Source organism: Streptomyces sp. WG5 (genome assembly GCF_049974565.1).
Taxonomy (GTDB): Bacteria; Actinomycetota; Actinomycetes; order Streptomycetales; family Streptomycetaceae; genus Streptomyces.
In genome coordinates this window covers 51037-70215 of the sequence record NZ_JBNGGC010000011.1, presented here as the reverse complement: position 1 = coordinate 70215, position 19179 = coordinate 51037, and the positions used below count along the sequence as shown (strand labels likewise).

The 19179-nt window shown below is 76.2% G+C and carries 12 protein-coding genes; 8 read left to right on the top strand and 4 right to left on the bottom strand.

The annotated features are described in order from the left end of the window. Nucleotides 1-83 precede the first annotated feature (83 nt). Entirely contained in the window at nucleotides 84-3296 is a 3213-nt protein-coding gene (locus ACP4IX_RS13610; protein WP_426555619.1) for an AAA family ATPase, read from the bottom strand. 387 nt (nucleotides 3297-3683) lie between these two features. Here ACP4IX_RS13610 and ACP4IX_RS13605 point away from each other — a divergent pair, with 387 nt between their 5' ends. The 3 genes from ACP4IX_RS13605 (at nucleotide 3684) to ACP4IX_RS13595 (ending at nucleotide 7282) form a co-directional block, all read left to right on the top strand. Beyond that, nucleotides 3684-4367 (top strand): helix-turn-helix transcriptional regulator, encoded by a 684-nt coding sequence (locus tag ACP4IX_RS13605; RefSeq protein ID WP_426520619.1) that lies wholly within the window; start codon nucleotides 3684-3686, stop codon nucleotides 4365-4367. 183 nt (nucleotides 4368-4550) lie between these two features. Further along, entirely contained in the window at nucleotides 4551-5228 is a 678-nt protein-coding gene (locus tag ACP4IX_RS13600; protein WP_426520621.1) for a DUF4255 domain-containing protein, read from the top strand. A 41-nt stretch (nucleotides 5229-5269) separates the two neighbouring features. Continuing rightward, nucleotides 5270-7282 (top strand): AAA family ATPase, encoded by a 2013-nt coding sequence (locus ACP4IX_RS13595; protein ID WP_426555693.1) that lies wholly within the window; start codon nucleotides 5270-5272, stop codon nucleotides 7280-7282. Nucleotides 7283-7663: 381 nt separating this feature from the next. Here ACP4IX_RS13595 and ACP4IX_RS13590 read toward each other — a convergent pair whose 3' ends face one another. The 3 genes from ACP4IX_RS13590 to ACP4IX_RS13580 form a co-directional block, all read right to left on the bottom strand. Further along, the gene (locus tag ACP4IX_RS13590) at nucleotides 7664-9136 is read right to left on the bottom strand and encodes an RICIN domain-containing protein (RefSeq protein ID WP_426520625.1); all 1473 of its coding nucleotides are present in this window, start codon (nucleotides 9134-9136) and stop codon (nucleotides 7664-7666) included. Nucleotides 9137-9229: 93 nt separating this feature from the next. Continuing rightward, nucleotides 9230-9898 carry a DUF4157 domain-containing protein gene (locus ACP4IX_RS13585; RefSeq protein WP_426555618.1) on the bottom strand — a complete coding sequence of 223 codons (669 nt, stop codon included), beginning with the start codon at nucleotides 9896-9898 and terminating at the stop codon, nucleotides 9230-9232. A gap of 171 nt (nucleotides 9899-10069) precedes the next feature. Next, nucleotides 10070-11845 carry a hypothetical protein gene (locus ACP4IX_RS13580; RefSeq protein ID WP_426555617.1) on the bottom strand — a complete coding sequence of 592 codons (1776 nt, stop codon included), beginning with the start codon at nucleotides 11843-11845 and terminating at the stop codon, nucleotides 10070-10072. A gap of 614 nt (nucleotides 11846-12459) precedes the next feature. Between ACP4IX_RS13580 and ACP4IX_RS13575 the strand changes: the two genes are divergently transcribed. The 5 genes from ACP4IX_RS13575 to ACP4IX_RS13555 all read left to right on the top strand — a co-directional run bounded on the left by ACP4IX_RS13575 (nucleotide 12460) and on the right by ACP4IX_RS13555 (nucleotide 19175). Beyond that, nucleotides 12460-14064, top strand: a complete 1605-nt coding sequence (locus tag ACP4IX_RS13575) for a phage tail sheath subtilisin-like domain-containing protein (RefSeq protein WP_426520631.1) — start codon at nucleotides 12460-12462, stop codon at nucleotides 14062-14064. A gap of 76 nt (nucleotides 14065-14140) precedes the next feature. Next, the gene (locus ACP4IX_RS13570) at nucleotides 14141-14584 is read left to right on the top strand and encodes a phage tail protein (protein WP_398133759.1); all 444 of its coding nucleotides are present in this window, start codon (nucleotides 14141-14143) and stop codon (nucleotides 14582-14584) included. Next, nucleotides 14584-15105, top strand: a complete 522-nt coding sequence (locus tag ACP4IX_RS13565) for a hypothetical protein (RefSeq protein ID WP_426520633.1) — start codon at nucleotides 14584-14586, stop codon at nucleotides 15103-15105. The genes ACP4IX_RS13570 and ACP4IX_RS13565 overlap by 1 nt, the downstream gene beginning before the upstream one ends. Next, nucleotides 15102-15260, top strand: coding sequence for a DUF6760 family protein (locus ACP4IX_RS13560; RefSeq protein WP_007450918.1), 159 nt, complete (start codon nucleotides 15102-15104; stop codon nucleotides 15258-15260). The genes ACP4IX_RS13565 and ACP4IX_RS13560 overlap by 4 nt, the downstream gene beginning before the upstream one ends. Nucleotides 15261-15263: 3 nt before the next feature. Next, nucleotides 15264-19175, top strand: a complete 3912-nt coding sequence (locus ACP4IX_RS13555) for a hypothetical protein (protein ID WP_426555616.1) — start codon at nucleotides 15264-15266, stop codon at nucleotides 19173-19175. Nucleotides 19176-19179: the final 4 nt, after the last annotated feature.

Sequence of the window (19179 nt, the reverse complement as noted above, 5' to 3'; positions counted from 1 at the left end):
GCGGGCCCGCGGAACCGGCCCTGCCCGCACGCACCTCCTGACCCCGCGGATCCCCCGTGGTGTCCGCGGGCCCGAGCCGGTCGTCAGTCCTGAGCCGTGGGGCGCGCGTCCCTGAGCCGGTCCCGGCCCAGCGCGCCGGGCAGCTCGGTCCTGCGGCGTATCCGCAGCTTCCGGTAGGCGTTGGTCAGGTGGGTCTCCACCGTGCGGCGGGCCAGGTGCAGCAGCTCGGCGATCTCGGTGTTGGTGCGTCCGTCGGCCGCCAGTTCGGCGATACGGCGCTCGCTGCCGGTCAGTGCCCCGGAACCGGCCCGGGCGGTCGCCGGGCCCCGGGCGCCGCTCTCGCGCAGGGCCTGCCCGGCCAGGTCGAGCAGCCGCAGGGCGCCCTTGCGCTCGGCCCGCTCCGCCGCCTCGCGCAGGCAGTCGCGGGCGCGTCCGCGCTCCCCGGCGGCGGTGAGCTGGCGGCCCTGGTCGAGCAGTGCCGGGATCAGCTCCATGTCGGTGTCGGCGGGCGCGTCCCGCAGGATGCGCACGGCCTCCTCGGCCAGTTCCAGGCCGCGCCGCCCGCCGGTCGCGGTGCCCAGCACGCGCAGGGCGCGGCCCACCGTGCGCGGGGTGTTCCACACCCGGGCCAGCCGCAGTTCCTCCGTCGCCAGCGCCAGTTCCTCGCGGCCGCCGCCCAGTGCCAGCCGGCACTCCACGATCGCCGTCCGCCACGGGGTGACGACCGGGCTGACCACCTCGCGGGCGGTCTGCCGGCGTCCGCACTCCAGGAAGTCGTGGAGCGCGCCCGCCGGGTCGCCGGCCGCGGCCCGCTGCACGCCCCGCGCGTACAGGAAGCGGTTCAGTTCCCAGCCCTCGGGCGCCCGGCGCAGGTCGAAGGCGTTCGCGAGCCGCGCGGCCTCGTCGTCGCGGCCGGTGTGGACGAGGGCCATCAGGACGTGGGCGTCCCGGTTGGTGGGCCCGGTGCGGGAGGGGGCCGGGCCCGCCACGCCGGCGTCGGCGGCGAGCAGCCGGGCGTGGTCGCCGCGGGCCGCGGCGATGTCGGCACGGGTGTTGAGGAGCGCCTGCTGCATCGGGTGGAGCAGTGCGGGGTGCTGTCCGGACAGGCCGCGCTCGACGAGCCGGTCCGCCTCGTCGAGTTCGTCGGCCCACTGGGCGACCGCGGCGGCCGTGCCCAGCAGGAAGGGTTCGGCGAGCGGGTCGGTGGGCTGCGCCAGCAGGGCCCGCACCCGGGTCATCGCCTCCTCGGCCGAGATCAGCGCGGCCGTCGCCGCGTACCGCACGAGCAGGGCCTGCCCGGCGGTGCCCACCAGTTCCGGGGAGCGCTCACCGGTCTCGCACAGCCACCGGTACACCTCCTGCCGGGTCGCCAGGTCCACGTCGGACAGCAGCGCACCGGCGGCCTGCACGGTGCGGGCCAGACCGGGGTGGCCGGACAGCCGGTCCTCCGTGCGGCGCAGCACCTCCATGGCCGTACGGATCTCACCGCTCCCCGCCAGGGCGGTGCCGAGGGCGACGGCCGTACGCACCCGGTTGCGGGGGTCGGCCGGCAGGTGCTGGGCCTCGGCCAGGCGGGCGATGGCCGCCGGGCCGTCGGCCGACGCGTACTCCAGGGAGCCCAGTTCGGTCAGCAGCCGCTGGCGCAGGCCGTCCGGCAGCGGCTCGTCCAGGGCCCGGCGCAGATAGCCGACGGCGTCGTCGGGCCGGGCGTCGTGCACGGCGACCGTGACCGCGTCGCGCAGGACGCGCAGCGCCCAGGGCAGGCCGACGGCCGGCGTCCGCAGCAGATGCCGGGCGACCGCCTCGACCCGGTCGCCCCGGCGCACCATGGCCTCCGCCGCCGCCCGGTGCGCCGCCTCCCGGCAGGGCCGGGGCCAGCCGGTGAGCACGGCGTCGCGCAGCAGCGGATGCGCGTAGCGGGGGCGGCCGGCGGCGTCGGGGCGCAGCAGTCCCAGCCGGGTCATGGCGGCGAGCCATCCGGCGACCCGCGCGGGGTCGGCGCCGGCCGCCTCGGCGAGCAGGTCGGCCGGGTCGCCGGCCCCCGCCTCCGCCGCCGCACGGCCCCGGGCAGCGGGCCGCGCGTACGGGCCGCCCTCCGCGTACAGGGCGTGCTCGGCGCGTGCCGTGTCCCGGCCGTGGTGCCCCGCGGACTCCGCCTGCGCGTGCCGGTCCCCCTCGGCCCACCCGTACGGGCCGCTCCCCCCGCCCCGCGCGTGCCGTGCGCCCGGGACGTACGGCGCACGCTGCCCGTCCCGGCCGTCCGGGGCAGGCCGCGCGTCCTGGGCGTACGGTCCGGGCAGCGCGTCCGGCCCGTACGGCGCGGTCCGCGCGTCCTCGGGTGCCGCGGCGGCGCGGGGCGGCCGCGCGCCGGGCGGTACGAGGGCATGCCGGAGCTCCCCGCGTCCGCTCGGCAGGTCCGCGGGGTCGTCGGCGAGGTCGCCGTCCGCGTCCTGCGGCCACGCCTGTTCCAGTGCCGCGAGGCACCGGGCCACGTCGGCCGTCGCGGGTCCGGCGCTGTTCAGCCACCAGGAGACGGCCGCCGGGTACGTCCCGGGGTACAGCGCGGCGCTGGTGGCGGGCAGGGGCGGAGGGCCTCCGGGCACGCCGCCGTCCCCCCGCGGGATGCCGCGGAGGTCGTCGAGCAGGGCGTGCAGCAGCAGCGGGCTGCCGGCGCCGGCCCGCACGCACTGGGCCGTCCAGCGCGGTCCGGCCGTGGGGAAGACGGCCCGGACCAGGTCGGCCGCCGCGGCGTCACTGAGCGGGGCGAGGGTGTGGGTGCGCACGAGGGACGGGGACAGAGCCTGGGTGAGTCCGGCGGGCCGCGGGGCGATGTCGTACTGGCTGCGCTCGGTGACCACCAGCAGTACCGGTAATCGGTCGACGCGCCGGGCCGCCTCGACCAGCCAGCGCCGTGAGGCGTCGTCGGCCAGGTGGACGTCGTCCACGGCCACCAGCAACGGGCCCTCGGCCGCGTACGAGCGCAGCAGCCGCCACAGCCGGGCCGCGCTGCCGCGGTCGTCGCCGCCGGGTGCCAGGTCCGTGAACTCGGGGGCCGGGCCGAGGAGCTGGAGGACCGTGGCGAAGGCGACCCCGGTGTCCTCGGGCGAGCAGCGTGCGCTCAGCACCCGCAGGCCGCGGTCCTCGGCGTGCCGGGTGGCGGCCTCCAGTACGGCGGTTCGGCCGGTGCCGGTGGCGCCGCGGACCAGGACGAGACCGCCGGCGCCGGTGCGTGCGCGCTCGGTCTCGGCCGCGAACAGCGCGTGGGCGGCGCCGCGTTCACGGAGCGGTCCGGTCATCGGTGCCTCCTGTGGTGGATGGTGCTCCCCCGGTCTGTGAGACGTACGAATGCGGGTGCGCGTGGTGTGAAGTGGCCCACGCGTGGCAACGATGTCTCCGGGGCCGGGCCGTGACGGCGACCGCGGTCGTGGTCGACGCCGTGGCTGTGGCGAGGCTCACGGTCGTCCCCGCCCGGCGCCACGGACCCGCGCGCCGTTGCGCAAGACCCTCCTGACCTGCTGAAACGTCCGACCGGGAGCCCGTTCGCGGCGGTCGGTGCGCTGGTCTCGTGGTGTGCCTCGTGGTGCTCCACGATTGCGCAGTCCCAGCAGTCACAGAAGTGTGGAACACGCTCATCCGCTACCGGCCCGCGCCGGACGGCGGGCTCGTGAACAGGGGGGAAACGGTTGCTCAACTCACCCCGGGCCACCACCACAACCGCCATCGGCACCGGCACCGCCGTCGGCATCACCGACCGACGCGTCCCGGTGGCGGTGTCCGCTCCGGACCCGATCAGCCGCGAGGGCGCGATCAGCCAGTTGCGCCGGCACCCGGAGATCGACCTGCGCGAGGAGTCCGGCCCCGGCACCGTGGCCCTGCTCATCGAGGACGCCCTCGACGAGACGGCGCTCACCCGGCTGCGCCGGATCGTGCGCAGCGAGGGCGCGCGCGCCGTCCTCGTGGTCGGCGCGATCCGCGAGAGTGAACTCCTGGACGTCGTCGAGTGCGGCGTGGGGGCCATCGTCTGGCGCCACGAGGCCACCGCCCACCGGCTGGTGCAGGCGGTGCTCGCCGCCTCCCGCGGCGACGGCGACCTGCCCGCCGACCTGCTCGGCCGGCTCATCAGCCAGGTGGGCACGCTGCACCGGGGCTCGGCGGGCCGGCCCGGCGCCCCCTCACTGGGGCTCGCGCCCCGCGAGGTGGATGTCCTGCGCCTGGTCGCCGAGGGTCTCGACACCGGAGAGATCGCGGGCAAGCTGTCCTACTCCGAACGTACCGTCAAGAACGTCATGCACGGACTCACCACGCGGCTCCACCTGCGCAACCGCGCACACGCTGTGGCCTATGCCCTGAGGGAAGGCTACATCTGACCGAAAGGGCATTCGAGATCGGCCCCTTGGGACTCCACGGGCAGGGCGGCCTGCCCGGCCGTCGTCCCCGCCGCGCCTGCGGACGGGACGCCCCCCGGGGCACGATCGGGACACGATAGGTGACAGGCGTCGGCCGAAGACGGGCCGGCGGTACAGAGGTGCGGGCAGGGCGGGAGCACGAGCGTGATCCACGAGGTGGACGAGGTCCTCAAGAGCCTCCTGGGCAGCGGGGCGTTGACGGGCTCGGGCATCGAAGTGGCCTTCGAGGCACCCACCCGCGACTGGGCGGCCCGGCGCAACGCGCCCGTGATCAACACCTATCTGTACGACATCCGCGAGGACGTCGGCCGGCGCCACCGCGGTCAGATGGCGGTGCGCGACGAGCGGGACATCGTGGTCCGGCGGCGTCAGCCGCCGCGCTGGTTCCGGCTGTCGTACCTGGTGACTGCCTGGACGAAGACCCCGCAGGACGAACACCGGCTGCTGTCGGCCGTACTGGCGACCCTGCTGCCCCGCGAGGTCCTGGCCCCCGGCGAACTCCCCGGCTCATTGGGGGCGCTGGGCCTGTCGGTGCCGCTGACCGTGGCCGGCATCCAGACGGAGTCCCGCTCGCTCGCCGAGATCTGGTCCGCCCTGGGCGGCGAGCTGAAGCCCTCCCTGGACCTGGTGGTGACCGCGCCCTTCCCGGCCTTCCCGGAGTACGACGCCGGGCCCCCGGTCACCGAGGGCGCGACGGTCCGGCTGGGCGGTCTGGACGGCGACCCGCCGAAGACGGAAGGGCGCTCCCACCGGCCCCACCAGGTGGCGGCGGCCCGGGCCGCCCGCGAGGAAGCGGCGGACCGCCGTACGGGCAAGCGGTGAACGCCCCCTCCGCGCAGACGCCGGCCGCCACCGGTGCCCCCGTGCCCGGCCCGCACGGCGACCCCGCCCACGTACTGCTCGCCCGTCTCGCCGCGCTGCGGGAACAGGTGGCCGCGCTGGTCGGGCACCGCTCCGCCACCGACCCGACGGCCGACGACCCGCTGCGCGGCCTGTACCTGTCCGACGAGGCCGTCCACCACCTGCTGCGCGCCTGGCCGTCCGGCGACGTCCCCGAGGCCCCCGGCCCCCTCGGCGTCGCCCCGGCACCCGGACCCGCCGACGGGCCGGCCGGCCCGGGTGACCGGCTGGCGTGGCTGGCCGGGCGGACGGGGCTGACCGAGCTGGACACCGCGCTCCTGCTCATCGCCCTCGCCCCCGACATCGACCGCACCTTCGAGCCGCTCTACGGCTACCTCAACGACGACGTGAGCCGCCGTCGCGCCACCGTGGGCCTCGCCCTCGACCTGTGCGGGGTGCCGCCGCACCTGGCGGCGGCCCGCGCCCGCTTCCACTCCTCGGCACCGCTGCGCGCCCTCGGCCTGCTGGAGGTGGAGGAGCTCGACCGCCCCTTCCTCACCCGTTCCCTGCGGGTCCCGGACCGGCTGGTCGGCCACCTGCTCGGCGACGACAGCCCCGACGCCGCCCTCCTCGGCCTGCTGCAGCCGATGCCGGACCCGCTGCCCGCCCCCGGCGCCGACGACTTCGTACGCCGCCTCGCCGCCCGTCTGCACGACGGCCCGCTCACCGCGTACCTGCGCGAACCGCGCCAGGGCGACGGCCTGGCCGTCCTCGCCTCCGTCCTGGACGCCGCGGGCGTCGACGCCCTGCGCTGCTCCGGGCCCGGGGACCACGTCCCCGAGTTGCTGCGCGAGGCACGCCTCACCGGCCGGGCCGTCGTGGTGCCGGAGCTGCCCGAGAAGCCGGGCCCGCTGGTGCGGGCGCTGACCGCGGCGACGGACGTGACCGTGCTGCTCACCGACCCACGCCCGTACGACCCGCACTGGTCCCCGGCCGACCCGCTGGTCCTGGACGCGCCGGGCCGACTGGCGGGCGGCGCGGCCGCCTGGCAGGCCGCGCTGGGACCGGACGCCGACGGGTTCGACCTGGCCGCCGCCGTCGCCCCGTACCGGCTCGGCGGTGACCGCATCCAACGGGCCGCGCACGCCGCCCGCACCCTCGCCGCCTTCGACGGCACCCCGGTCACCGCCGCCCACGTCCGGCTCGCCGCACGCCGTCAGTCGGCCTCCGGCCTGGAGAGCCATGCCCGGCGGATCCGGCCCGCCGTGGACTGGGGGGACCTGGTCCTGCCCGACAAGCCCCTCGTCCAGCTGCACGAGCTCGCCCTGCGCGCCCGCCACCGCGACCGCGTCCTCGGCGAGTGGCGGCTCAGCGCGGGCGGCGGCCGCGGCCGGGGCGTCCTCGGCCTGTTCGCCGGCGAGTCGGGCACCGGCAAGACCCTGTCGGCGGAGGTGGTCGCGGCCGACCTGGGCCTCGACCTCTACGTGGTCCAGTTGTCGTCGGTCGTGGACAAGTACGTCGGCGAGACCGAGAAGAACCTGGAACGGATCTTCACGGAGGCCGACCGCACCGACGCCGTGCTCCTCTTCGACGAGGCCGACGCCGTCTTCGGCAAGCGCTCCGAGGTCAAGGACGCGCACGACAAGTACGCCAACATGGAGAGCGCCTACCTGCTCCAGCGCCTGGAGTCCTTCGACGGCATCGCCCTGCTCACCACCAACCTGCGGGCCAACATCGACGAGGCGTTCACCCGGCGCCTGGACCTGGTGGTCGACTTCCCGTTCCCGGACGCCGGTCAGCGTCTCGCGCTGTGGCGGCACGGTCTGTCGCACGTGCCGTCCGACGACGGCATCGACCCGGCCCCGCTGGCCCAGGAGTTCGAACTGGCCGGCGGTTCGATCCGCAGCGCGGTGGTCACCGCCGCCTACCTCGCCGCCGGACGCGGGGACCTGGTGACGGCGGACGACCTCCTGGAGGGCGCTCGCCGCGAGTACCGCAAGGCCGGCCGGCTGGTGCCGGGCGAGGCGGTCTGGTAGCGAGCGGCCTCCCGGGCCCTTCGGCGGGATCGCCCTTCCCCGGCACGGCACGCTCCCCGGAGGTACCTCGGGCGGGCGTCGGGCGGGCCTGAGCGAGCCTCGGGCGGCAGACGTCCCCCGGTGTCCCTCCCGGCGACCGACGACGCCGTCGTCCGCGTACGACCGGAACCGGTCTCCGCGGCGGCGGGAAGTCCACCGGATCACGCCACGGCGTGACCGGCCGCCCGGAACACGCCGTCACGGACCTTCCGCGGCGAGGCTCGTGACCGGACAGGGCGGCAGATCCGCCCTGCGACCGTCACCGGGAGGGAAGAAGACGCCGCCCGGCCCCGCCCCGCGGGACGGGGCGGGGCCGGGCGGGGCGGCCGGTGACCGCGGGGCTCAGTCCTGCTTCGACGGGATGATCTCCCACTCGGAGTCGTCGGAACCGGCGCAGTCGAAGATCACCAGCCTGGCGTCCATGACACCGACGCTCGAGCCGGCGACGTCCAGGCACGCGTTGTTGCTGGCGAAGTTGCGGATCCAGTAGTTCCCGTTGTCCTGCTTGTCGACCCACCAGAGCTGGTTGTCGCCGGTCGTGCCGGTGCACGTGAACTCGGAGACCGGCGTCGTGAGGCCGTTCGAGCCGTGACCGGGAAGGTCCATGCAGAGCTGGTCCTTGACGTTCCGGATCTGGAAGAGCGGTGCTCCGCCGGGGCCGCCCTTCGGGAGCTTCACCTCCAGGTCCCAGAGCTGGTTGTCGGCGTCGGTCGGATCGCAGTGGGACTGCCAGACGGGACCGTCGATCTTTCCCATCCCGTGCCCCGGGAGTTCGGCGCACATCGTGGTGACGACGTTGCGCAGCAGGACCCTGCTGGCGGGCACCACACCGGGCTCCTTGGCCGGCTCCTTGGCCGGCTCCTTCTCCGCCGACCCCTCGCCGCCACCGCCACCGCCGCCGTCATCGCCGCCTCCGCCGTCGCCCTTCGGCTCCTCGGAGGTCTGCTCCGGCGCGGGCTGCTGGAGGGCCGGCGCCGACTCGCCCGCGCTGGGCAGCGCCTCCGGGCCGGCACTGGCGTTGGGGCTGGGCGCGAGGGCGCTGCCCGCCTGCTCGAGCTGCTCGGTGGCGCTGGTGCGGACCTGGGGTTTGTACGCGATCCAGATCATCACGAAGGCGATGGTCAGCGCGAGGGCGATGCCGAGGAAGGTCGCCAGCCAGCGGGGCAGGAAACCGCGCTGGACGTACGTGCCCTCGACCTCCGTGGGGTCCACCCCGGACCGGCGCACCGCCAGGGTGTAGGGCCGTTCCTCCTTGGACCCGAACCAGATGATCTGCCGCGGCTTCAGCGTCGTCTCCACGAACGCCGCACGTCCCGGCTCGATCTGCACGTTCCCGGGACGGATCTCGTACGACAGGTGATCCCCGTTGTCGCTCCCGGCGACCGACGCCGTCACCTTCGTGTTGCCGAGGTTGTCCACCGCCAGCCGCGGACGCCCCCGGAACCGCCCCTTCACGGTCGGCGGCACCAGTTCCGCGCGCACCTCGGTGAACGGCGTGACCGTCAGGTTGCCTTCCGGAACCGTCACCGCGTCCGGATGTTCCGTCGGGGTGATCCGCACCGCATAGGGGTTCGGTCCGGCGACCGCGTCAGGGGTGCGGGGCGGGGCGAACGTCAGCTCCACCGTCCCCGTCGTCCCGGGATACAACCGCAGCGTCTGCGGCTCCACCGTCGTCCAGGGCGCTACATCCCCCACGGGCTCGAACCGGTACTCATCCACCACATCACCGGTGTTGCGGACCCGCAGGCGCACACGCGTGCTGCTGCCGGGGTCGACCGTGGCGGACGCGGGCTCCAGGGAAGTCCAAAGGCTCACACGAAGACGCTACGGGACGGGACATGTTTCGTCAGGAGCCGTTGGGGCAAACTTAGTTGCCCCGAGGCACCGCCCCACCCGGCTGCCGGAGCACTACTCCGCGTCGTCCACGTGGTCAGCGGCCGCCCGCTGGGCGAGGACGGACGGTGCCGTCTGCGCCCCCGCGGCGAAGGCGGCACCGTCGGCAGCCGCGGTCCGCTCGGAGTCCTGGCCCGGGTCGGTCACGGTGACTCCGGCGCCGTTGTTGTTGCCGGTTTCGCGGTTGCCTCGGAGGTTCTTGTCGACGTGGCCCAGCTCGTGGCCGATGAGGTCCTTCCGGCCGGCCGCCTGCGGCCCGAGGAAGACGTGGGTGCCGACCGTCATGGCCTGGGCGCCCAGCGCCACGGTCGCGCGCTGGGCCGTCGGGTTGTCGTGGATGCGGGCGGCGGAGAGGTCGTTCTGGTAGAACGACCCCGCCTCGGAGAGCAGCGACCCTGAGAGCGGACGGCTCGGAGTGGCCAGGGCCGCGTCCAGGAGCTGACGCTGGCCCGCCGGGCTGCCGTCCTCGACACCGCCGTGCCCGCAGCCGGCACCGTGCACGTGCTGCTCCTCGTCGACGAGGCGCGCGACGGCCCGGTTGCCGACGGAGCGCTGGAGCGCCAGGGCCGTCGCGGGAGTCATCGGCCCGCCTCGCGCGCCGATGGGCGCGGTCACCGCGCGGCGCGGGGCCGCACCGGGCCTGGCGGCCTTCTCGCCGGCGGCTTCCTCGTACGCGCGCACCATGCTCCCCTCCACACCTGACGGTTGACCACCACCCTTATCCGAGCGCCCCGCCTCCCGGCAGGTCCGTGCGGGCAACCACGGGGGCAGGACCACCGGACCGGGCCGCTACCGGCCCGGCGCGGACCGGCGAGCCCCCGGCGGGGCGTCGCCGGCGGGCCACGGCGGTGGCGGTCACGCCGAGGAGAGCTGGTTGGTTATCTCCTTCTCCCAGGCGCTCTGCAGTTCGGGCTTGTTGAGCGACTCCTCCCACTCCTGCTGCGACAGCCGGTGCTGGACCGGGCCGGCCTTGAGGACCACGAGCAGCGCACGTGCCGGTGTACGGATCTCGGCGGGAACGCTCTTGCCCACGGGGACGTCCGGTCCGGCGGCGAGCGCGTAGAGCTTCTGCGCCATGAAGTGACGCTTGCCCTGCTTGACGGATTTCGTCACCTTGAAGAACTCCTTCAGCGCGTCGCCCCGTCGGGCCCCGTCGGCCGGCGGGGCCTCGGGCATCCGCGTCTCGTCCTGGGCGAGGGTGGGCCGGGCCCACCGGTCGGGGTGGCGCGCCTCCTCGTACCGGTTGCTGCCCGCCCTGGTTCCCTTGTAGACGGCGTTGCCGAGCAGGAACGCCGCCGCCACGCCGGCCACGGCGGGTGCGGCCGGACCGCTGACCGCCCCGGCGGCGGCCGCGATCGCCAGCCCGCCGCCGGCGGTACGCACCGAGTTGCCCCCCAGGTTGGCGATGCGCTTGCCCACCTTGGTGTGCTGCTTGTGCCGCGCGTACCGGCCCACTTCGGCGAGGTGGGCGTGGAGTTGGTTCGTGAAGCCGTTGACCTGCCGGGCGAACTTCGCCATGTCCTCCTCCCTCGCGGCGGCGAGCTGGAGCAGCCGGCGGGGCGGCAGGGCCTTGACCCGGTCCAGTCCCGCCTGCGCCTGCCCCAGCCGGTCGAGCACCTCCTGGAGCCGCCCCGCGGCCTCCGGAGACTCGCCGGGGGCTTCCTGGACCATTCCCTTGAGTGTGCGGTCCTTGTGGTAGGTCTTCCAGATGGCGGCGGCGTCACGGGTGGCGATCAGCACGGAGAAGACCACGGTGGCACCGCCGGACATCTCCGCGAGGGCGGTCACCCCCTCCAGCCGGCCGGCGTTCCTCGCCGCGGCGTTCCCCACGCTCCCGACGTCTCCGACGACCATGGCGGTGTTCTGCGCCGCGCCGAGAGGCTTGCCGTTCACGTCCTTCCTGGGCTTGTGGGACGCCGGCCCCGTGGCGTTGCGGCCCTTGAACCCGGCCGCCAGGGCGCGCAGGTCGTTGAAGAGCCCCAGGGAGTCGGTCACGAGGTTGATCCCGGAGCCGACCTGTCCCTGGATCGCGGTGTCCTGCACCTGACCGGCGTTCGACGTGGCCAGCCCGTGCGACCGGACACCCCCCTCCGTCGGCCCGTTGACGCGGGTGGCCATCGTGTCGGGCACGTCGAGGACCTTCTTGGACTTGTCGGCCTTGGAGGTGCCGAGGATCTGCGTGAGCTTCCCGGTGGCCTCCTTGAGCCTGTCCCGCGCACCGAACAGGCCGCGGGTCCCGCTCCGCTGCCGGCCCTCCGCCGCAGCCTCCGCGACCGCCGCTTCCGGTTCCCGGCGCTTCTCCGCCGCCGCGGCCGCCAACTCCGCCCGCCGGCGCCGCTCCTCCGCCGCTGTCCCCTCCTCCCGAGGCCCCGCCGCCTCGGCTTCCTCCGCCCTCGGCTGCCGTCGCCGCTCCGCCGCCGCGGCCGCCAGCTCCGCCCGCCGGCGCCGCTCCGCCGTCGCGGCCTCCGCCTCCCCGGTGGGAACACCCGACGCGCGCTGGATCGCCGCGGTGACGGCTCGGTTCCCCGCCCGGGCCTGCAAGGAGGCCAGGGCGGGCTGCGGCCGTTGAGGGCGGCGCCGAGCAGGATCGGCGGCGCGGCGTGTCTGCGTTTCGTGCGAGCGGTCCAACACGGGTGACTCCTTCTCAAGGACCGGCTGAAGGACCGGACCGGCCTGCGGCCTCTCACCAGGCGGCCCGGCGGGGCGCCTGTGTTCCCGGCCGGGCGCCGGATGGCCGGCACCCGTCGCGGCACCGGGGACGCCGTGGAACCGGCAGCCACCCCGGGGGCTCGGTGCTCCGGCCGCCGCACGGCTGAGGCCGGAGCACGCCGCTCGCGCGGACCGCGGCGGCCGGCCCCGCTGCCGGTGACCCGCCGCGCCCGGCCCGGCCCCCGGTCCGTCCCCGGCCCGTCCCGTGTCGCGCGCCCGCACCCCTGAACGTCGATCACGACCGCGGCCGGTTCCGTCACCGTCCTCTCCCCGCGGTGCCCGCCCCGGGGCGGCTGGACGGCTCACCCGTTCCGGGCATGGCCACGAGGTGTCATCCTGGCGAACTGATACCCAACACCCGCTGTTGAATCAGAAACGGAAGCCGCCCACCAGAGAAGGACGAGGAGTCTGCCCCAACGGGCACGACCAGGGGCAATGAGCGTGCCCCCACTCCGGCACCCTAGGACGTTTCGGTGGCGCGGACGCGCGCGCGAGGCTGAGGGGCGTCCTGTCTCGTACCCCGAGGAGAGCAGAGCATGCCGTCCTACCTGTCGCCCGGCGTCTACGTCGAGGAGGTGGCCAGCGGCTCGCGCCCGATCGAGGGAGTGGGCACGTCGGTGGCGGCCTTCGTCGGGCTCGCGCCCACCGGCCCGCTGAACGAGCCCACGCTGGTGACCAACTGGACGCAGTACGTCGCGGCCTTCGGTGACTTCACCGGCGGGTACTACCTCGCGCACTCCGTCTACGGGTTCTTCAACAACGGGGGCTCCGCCGCCTACGTCGTCCGGGTCGGCGGCTCACCCGAGGACGCCTCCGGCGACGCCCTGGACAAGGGCTCCGCCCCCGCCGCGGTGACGGGTTCCGCCACCCCGGCCGCCCTCCCCGCCGCCGAGCCCAAGCAGCTCGGCACCTTCGCCGTGACGGCCACCGCCGCCGGCCAGAGCGGCCCGCTGACCGTCGAGGTCGCCGACCCCGAGGGCGAGGGCCCCGCCGAGCGCTTCAAGCTGATCGTCAAGGACGGCGACAAGCCGGTCGAGACGTTCGACGTGAGCGCCAAGAAGGGCAACCGCTCCTACGTCGTCACCCAGGTCAAGGAGCGCTCCAAGCTCATCTCCGTGACGGAGGCCGCGCCGTCCGCGCAGCTGGCCCGCCCGGAGAACCAGACCCTGACGCTGCCCGCCCCGCCGGCCGCCGCCCCCGCCGTACCGGCCCAGAAGGCCGAGAGCGCGCACCCCGGGCCGGCCCAGTACCTCGGCGACTCCGCGGACCGCACCGGCTTCGGCGGCCTGGAGGCCATCGACGAGATCTCCATGGTCGCGGTGCCCGACCTGATGGCCGCCTACCAGCGCGGCGCGATCGACCTGGAGGCCGTGAAGGCCGTCCAGCTCGGTCTCATCGCCCACTGCGAGCTGATGGGCGACCGCGTCGCCATCATCGACCCGCCGCCCGGCCAGAACGCCCGCCAGATCCGTGTCTGGCGCCAGGAGACGGCCGGCTACGACTCCAAGTACGCGGCCCTGTACTACCCCTGGATCAAGTCCTTCGACCCGGCCAGCGGCCAGTCCCGCCTGGTCCCGCCGAGCGGCCACGTCGCCGGCATCTGGGCCCGCAACGACTTCGAGCGCGGTGTGCACAAGGCCCCCGCCAACGAGGTCGTCCGCGGCGCCGTCGAGCTCGAACTCCAGATCACCCGCGGCGAGCAGGACCTGCTCAACCCGATCGGCGTCAACTGCATCCGCTCCTTCCCGGGCCGCGGCATCCGCGTCTGGGGCGCCCGCACCCTCTCCTCCGACCCGGCCTGGCGCTACCTGAACATCCGCCGGTACTTCAACTACCTGGAGGAGTCGATCCTGCTCGGCACCCAGTGGGTGGTGTTCGAGCCGAACGACCACAACCTCTGGGCCCGCATCCGGCGCAACGTCTCCGCGTTCCTCGTCAACGAGTGGCGCAGCGGTGCCCTGTTCGGCTCCCGCCCGGAGGAGGCGTACTACGTCAAGTGCGACGACGAGACCAACCCGCCGGAGTCGGTCGACCTCGGCCGGGTGGTCTGCGAGATCGGCATCGCCCCGGTCAAGCCCGCCGAGTTCGTGATCTTCCGGCTGGCCCAGTTCTCCAGCGGCAGCGGGGAGCTGGAGGAGTAGGCCGGCCGCCTGCGTCGTGGCCCCGGTACGTCACCTCGTACGCCATCGTCTAGAAGCATAGAAGGACAGAGAACACGTGAATCCCGCCCAGGGTGACTCCCTTACTTCACATAATTTCGGCCTCCAGATCGACGGTGTGATGGTCGAGTACCTCTCGGAGGTCAACGGCATCTCCATCGAGCAGGACGTCATCAAGACCTACCAGAACACCCCGCAGGGCAGCCTGGAGGTCGCCCTGCTGCCGGGCACGACGAAGGACGGGCAGTGCACCGTCGTGCGCGGCATGACCCAGTCGCCGGCGTTCACGTCGTGGATCAACGACTCGATCGCCGGTCAGATGAGCACGGCCCGCAAGAACGCCTCCATCATCATGATGGATTACCAGAGCAACCCGGTGAAGCGTTACAACATGCGCAACGCCTGGTGCAGCAAGATCGACGCCAGCGCTCTCAAGGCCGGCGAGGCCTCGCAGCTCACCGAGACCGTGACCATCGTCTTCGAAGAGCTGGTCATCGAGTAATGCGGCGTTCGGCTGCCGGGGCGTCAGCCCCGGCCCCCCAGACGGCGGCGGCGGGAGCGGACTTCCCCCGTTCGGCTCCCGCCGCCGCTCCGGCGGAGACACCGGCCGGTCCGCCGGCCGGTGTGCCCGCCGACGTGGCACCGCGGCAGCGGTTGCAGACCGAGTTCCCCTTCGAGCTGCCGCGCGGGTACGTCGACGACTCGGGCACGGTCCACCGGGACGGTGTGATGCGCCTGTCGACGGCACGGGACGAGCTGATCCCGCTGCGCGACGTGCGGGTCCAGGAGAACCCGGCGTACCTGTCGGTGGTGCTGCTCGGCCGGGTCATCACCCGGCTGGGCACGCTGGCGATGGTGCACGACGGGATCGTGGAGAACATGTTCGCCTCCGACCTGGCGTTCCTGCAGGACTTCTACCGCCAGATCAACGCGGAGGGCCACACCCGCGCGGCCGTGCAGTGCCCGCACTGCACGGAGCCTTTCGAGGTGGAACTCGGCGGGAGCCGCCTGGGGGAATCGTGACGTACGCGACCGACCGGCTGCACGAGGAGATCGCGTACGTCGCCTACCACTTCCACTGGAGCCTGGAGGCGATCCTGGACCTGGAACACCAGGACCGCCGCCGGTACACGGACCAGATCGCGTCGCTCGTGACGCGTGGCACGGCGGAGGGCTGATCGGTGGGATTCCTGGACCGGCTGCGGGGACGCCGTGACGGCACCGGCGGGGAGCGGCAGACGCCCCCGGCCGAGGCCCCGGGCCCGGCGGGGGGCGGGGGTACGGCACGTACCACGCCCGACCCCGCGCCGCCCGTGGCCGTCGCCGCCTGGGCGGGCCTGCCGCCGATCCAGCGGGCGGCGGGCGCCTCACCCGCCGGAGTCGCGGACGCCGGGTTCGGAGGACGGCTGCCGACCTGGCAGAACCCGTCGTTCACGGGAACGCCGTCCCCCGCTGTCCTGAACCCGGCAGCGGGCGACAGCATGCTGTCCGGGGCGCTCGGCACGCCGGCCCGCCCGGCGGGCCCCGAACGTCCCGCGCAGACCCTGCCGTCGGTGACCCCGCCCGGCACGCCCGCGGTACAGCGGATGCCGGTCGCACCGCTGCGGGCGATACCGGGGCCGACCCCGACGCCCACGCCCACGCCCACGCCCGTGCCCACGGCTTCCGCGCCGGCCACGCGGACGGGTCCGGCCGCCACGCCCGCACCGGCGCCCGCCCTCCCGGCGACGCCGGTGCAGCGGTCGTACTCCGCCGCTTCGGCGTCGTCCGCGACTCCGGCGAGCACACCGGCGCCCCGGGCGTCCCGCGGCGTCCGCGTGACACCGGTGCCGCCCGCCCCGCCCCGCCCCCGGACCCCGCTGACCAAGGCCCCGTCCGGGCCGTCGGCCGTGCAGCGCCGGGCCCTGCCCGCGACCCGCCGGTCCTCGGACGCCGGGCCCGCCTCCTCGGGAGCGGCGCCGTCGTCGTCGGACGGTGACCGCGGGGGCCCCGGCTCGGCGCACCCCCGGGGCGCCTCCCCGAGCCACCCGCCCGGTGACGGGGCGGCGTCAGCCGCGGCATCCGCCGACGCCCCCGTGCAACGGGCCGTACGCCCGCACCAGCACCGGCCGACGGCCACCGGCACCCCGGCACCGCCCGCACCGGGCCGCGACGCCTCGGCCGGCCTCCCGGTACAGCGAGCGGTGCCCGGCGCCGCCCCTGCCGCCGGCGCCCGGGGCGACTCCCCCGCACCGGCCACCTCCGGCGACGGCACGGCGACCGGCGCGGCAACCGGCACGCCGGTCCAGCGCGCCGTGCCCCGGGCCGACGGCCGGACCTCACCCGCCACGGGCACCGGTACGGACTCCGGCACGCCGGTCCAGCGAGCGGTGCCGCGATCCGGCACCCGGACGACGCCCGCGCCGGACGGCGCCCCGGCACCCGGCACACCCGTACGACGCCCCGTACCGCAGACCGGCGAGCGGACGACTCCCGCGGCGAACAGCGACGCGGCCCCCGCTGCTCCGGCACAACGCGCCGTACCGCAGGCGGGCCCGGTTCCGGGCACCCGCACCGGTTCCGCCCACGGGGCCGCTCCCACCGGCGGGCGCCGGGCCACCCCGCCGCAGGCCACGCCGCCCGGCGCCCCCGTGCAGCGGGCGGTGCCGCAGCACCCCGGCCCGGATTCCGCCACCCGCGCCACCCCCGGGCCCGCCGCCTCCCGGTCCGGCGGTCGGACGGCGTCCGCGCCCGGCAGCGACACGACGACCGGCACGCCGGTGCAGCGCGCCGTGCCGCAGCCCGCCCCACCCGCACCGGGCAGCGCGGCGGGCCACCCCCCGGTGCAGCGGGCGGCGTCCGGGCCCCCCACCGGCTCCACCTCCGCCACACCCGGCTCCACCCCCGCGCCCGCGCCCAAGGCCGACCCCGTCGGTGGCCGGACGGCCGCCCCGGCCGACAGCGGCACGACCGGCCTCCCGGTACAGCGGGCTGCGTCCCGGCCCGCCGACGGCGCCCCGCGCACCGGTGGCGCGGCGGCACCCGCGACGCCACCGTCACCGTCACCGTCGTCGAAGGCCGTACCGCCCGCCGGGCAGCCGGCTCCGCCGGCCGGTGACGGCGCGGCCGGCGCCCCCGTCCAACGGGCCGTGCCCCCGCACCGCCAGCCCGCCGTCCCTCCCGTCCGAGCGGCATCCGCACCGGACGGCGGCGCGACGGCCGGCGCCCCGGTCCAGCGGGCGACCGCCCGCACCGACCGCGCCGCCGAGGCCCCCGGCGCACGCGCCGACAGCCGCGGCAGCGCCTCCCGAACCAGTGGGGCCGGCACCCCGCCGGTACGACGCGCCGTGGCACGGACCAGCCCCGCGCAGGGATCCGGCAGCGGCGAGGGACGGCCCACCTCGTCCCGGCCGGCCGGCACCGACCTGCCGTCAGGCGGCCCCGCGGGGCAGGGACACCACCCGGGCGCCCGCGGAAGCACTCCCTCCGGCGACGCCGGCGGGGTGACCGGAGTACAGAGGTCCGCGACACCGCCCCCGTCGGCGAACCCTTCCCCCGCGACCACCGGCCGGCCCGTCGCCCCACGCGGTGCGCAGCCCCCTGCCCCGAGCGGTACGCAGCCCTCCGCCCAGGGCGGTGCACAGCCCCCTGTCCAGCGGCAGGCGGCGGCCCCCGGCCGGCCGAAGGCCCCGCAGCCCGCGCCGGTCCGCCGCGCCCCCCACGCCGCCGACCCGACGGCGCCCGGCACGGCACCGCGGTCACCCGCCGGCCCCGCTCCGACCTCGCACACGGCGCCGCCGCCGGTACAGCGCGCCACGGACCGGTCCGCCGCTGTGCCGAACCCGCCCGCGGCCGGCCCGACGCCTGCCGCCCACCACGACACCCGCGACGGCCACGCCACCCACGTCGCCCCCGCCCCCTCCGTCCCGCCCGTCACGTCCGCGCCGCCCCTCGTCCAGCGGTCCCTCCCGGGGCCCGCCGACCCGGCGGGACCGGCCGGCCCGGCCGCCGTTCCCCTCACCGAGAAGGCCGCCGCCCCCGCCCCGGCACGTCCGGTGCAGCGCAGCGCCACGGCGCCCCGGATCGGCCTCGGCGCCCCCGTCTCCAGGCCGGTCACCGCCGCACGCCCGGACACGGGCCCCCGAACCGCCCCGCAGGCATCCGCCGCCGGCCCGGCACCGGCCGCCTCGGCCCCGCGCCGTTCCCCGCTCGGCGCTCCGCTCGCCACGGCGCCGGCCGGTACCGCGCCGCTGACGACCCGGCCCCCGGCCCCCAACGCTCCCCGCACCGAGGGACGTACGCCTCCGCCCGTCCAACGGGCCACCGCCCCGACCGCCCCCTCGGCGCCGCCCCCCGCACCCGCACCGCCCTCCCCCGCGGTGGCCTCGGCGCCCCCGGCGTTCCCGGGGACGTCCGTTCTCGCGCCGCCCCTCGCGCCGGCCTCCCCCGCCCCCGGCGGCCCCCCTCCCGCGCCCGCTGCGCTCCCCGCGCCCTCCGCGCCCCCCGTGCAGCGCGCCCACGCCACGCAGGCCACGTCCGCCAGGGCGGCCGTACCCCTGCGCCGGCCCGCGCACCCCGGCGCCGCCGCCACCCGGACCGCGCTCCCGGTGGCCCCCCTCACGCCGCCCCGGCCGGCGCCGCCCGTCCCGCTCCCGGCCGCCGGCGTACCGGCGGCGGCGCCCGAGCAGACCACGCCCGAGCTCCCCGTGCAGCGCGCGTTCGGCCGCGGCCGCACCACCGGTGCCCTCGCCGCGGCGGCGGCGTCCACGGTGGCTTCCAGCCTCAGCCGCTTCCGGCACTCGGCGTCCTCGCAGCACACCCCGCCGGCCGACCCGCCGGCCGGCCCCCCGGCCGATCCGCCGCCCTCCTACAGCGCGTCCCCGCCCGGCGGCCCGCCCCCGTACACGGCCGTCGCCGCCTCCTCGGGTGCGGCACCGGCCGACCCGCCGCCCGCGTACACGGCGGTCCCGAACGGCGGCTTCGACCCGCGCGAGCTGACCGACTTCCAGCTGGACGAGCTGGTGCACCGGATCATCGGCCGCGTCACCCGCCTCGTCCGCACCGACCTGCGGATGGACCGCGAACGGATCGGCAGACTCCGCGACCCCCGCTGACCGG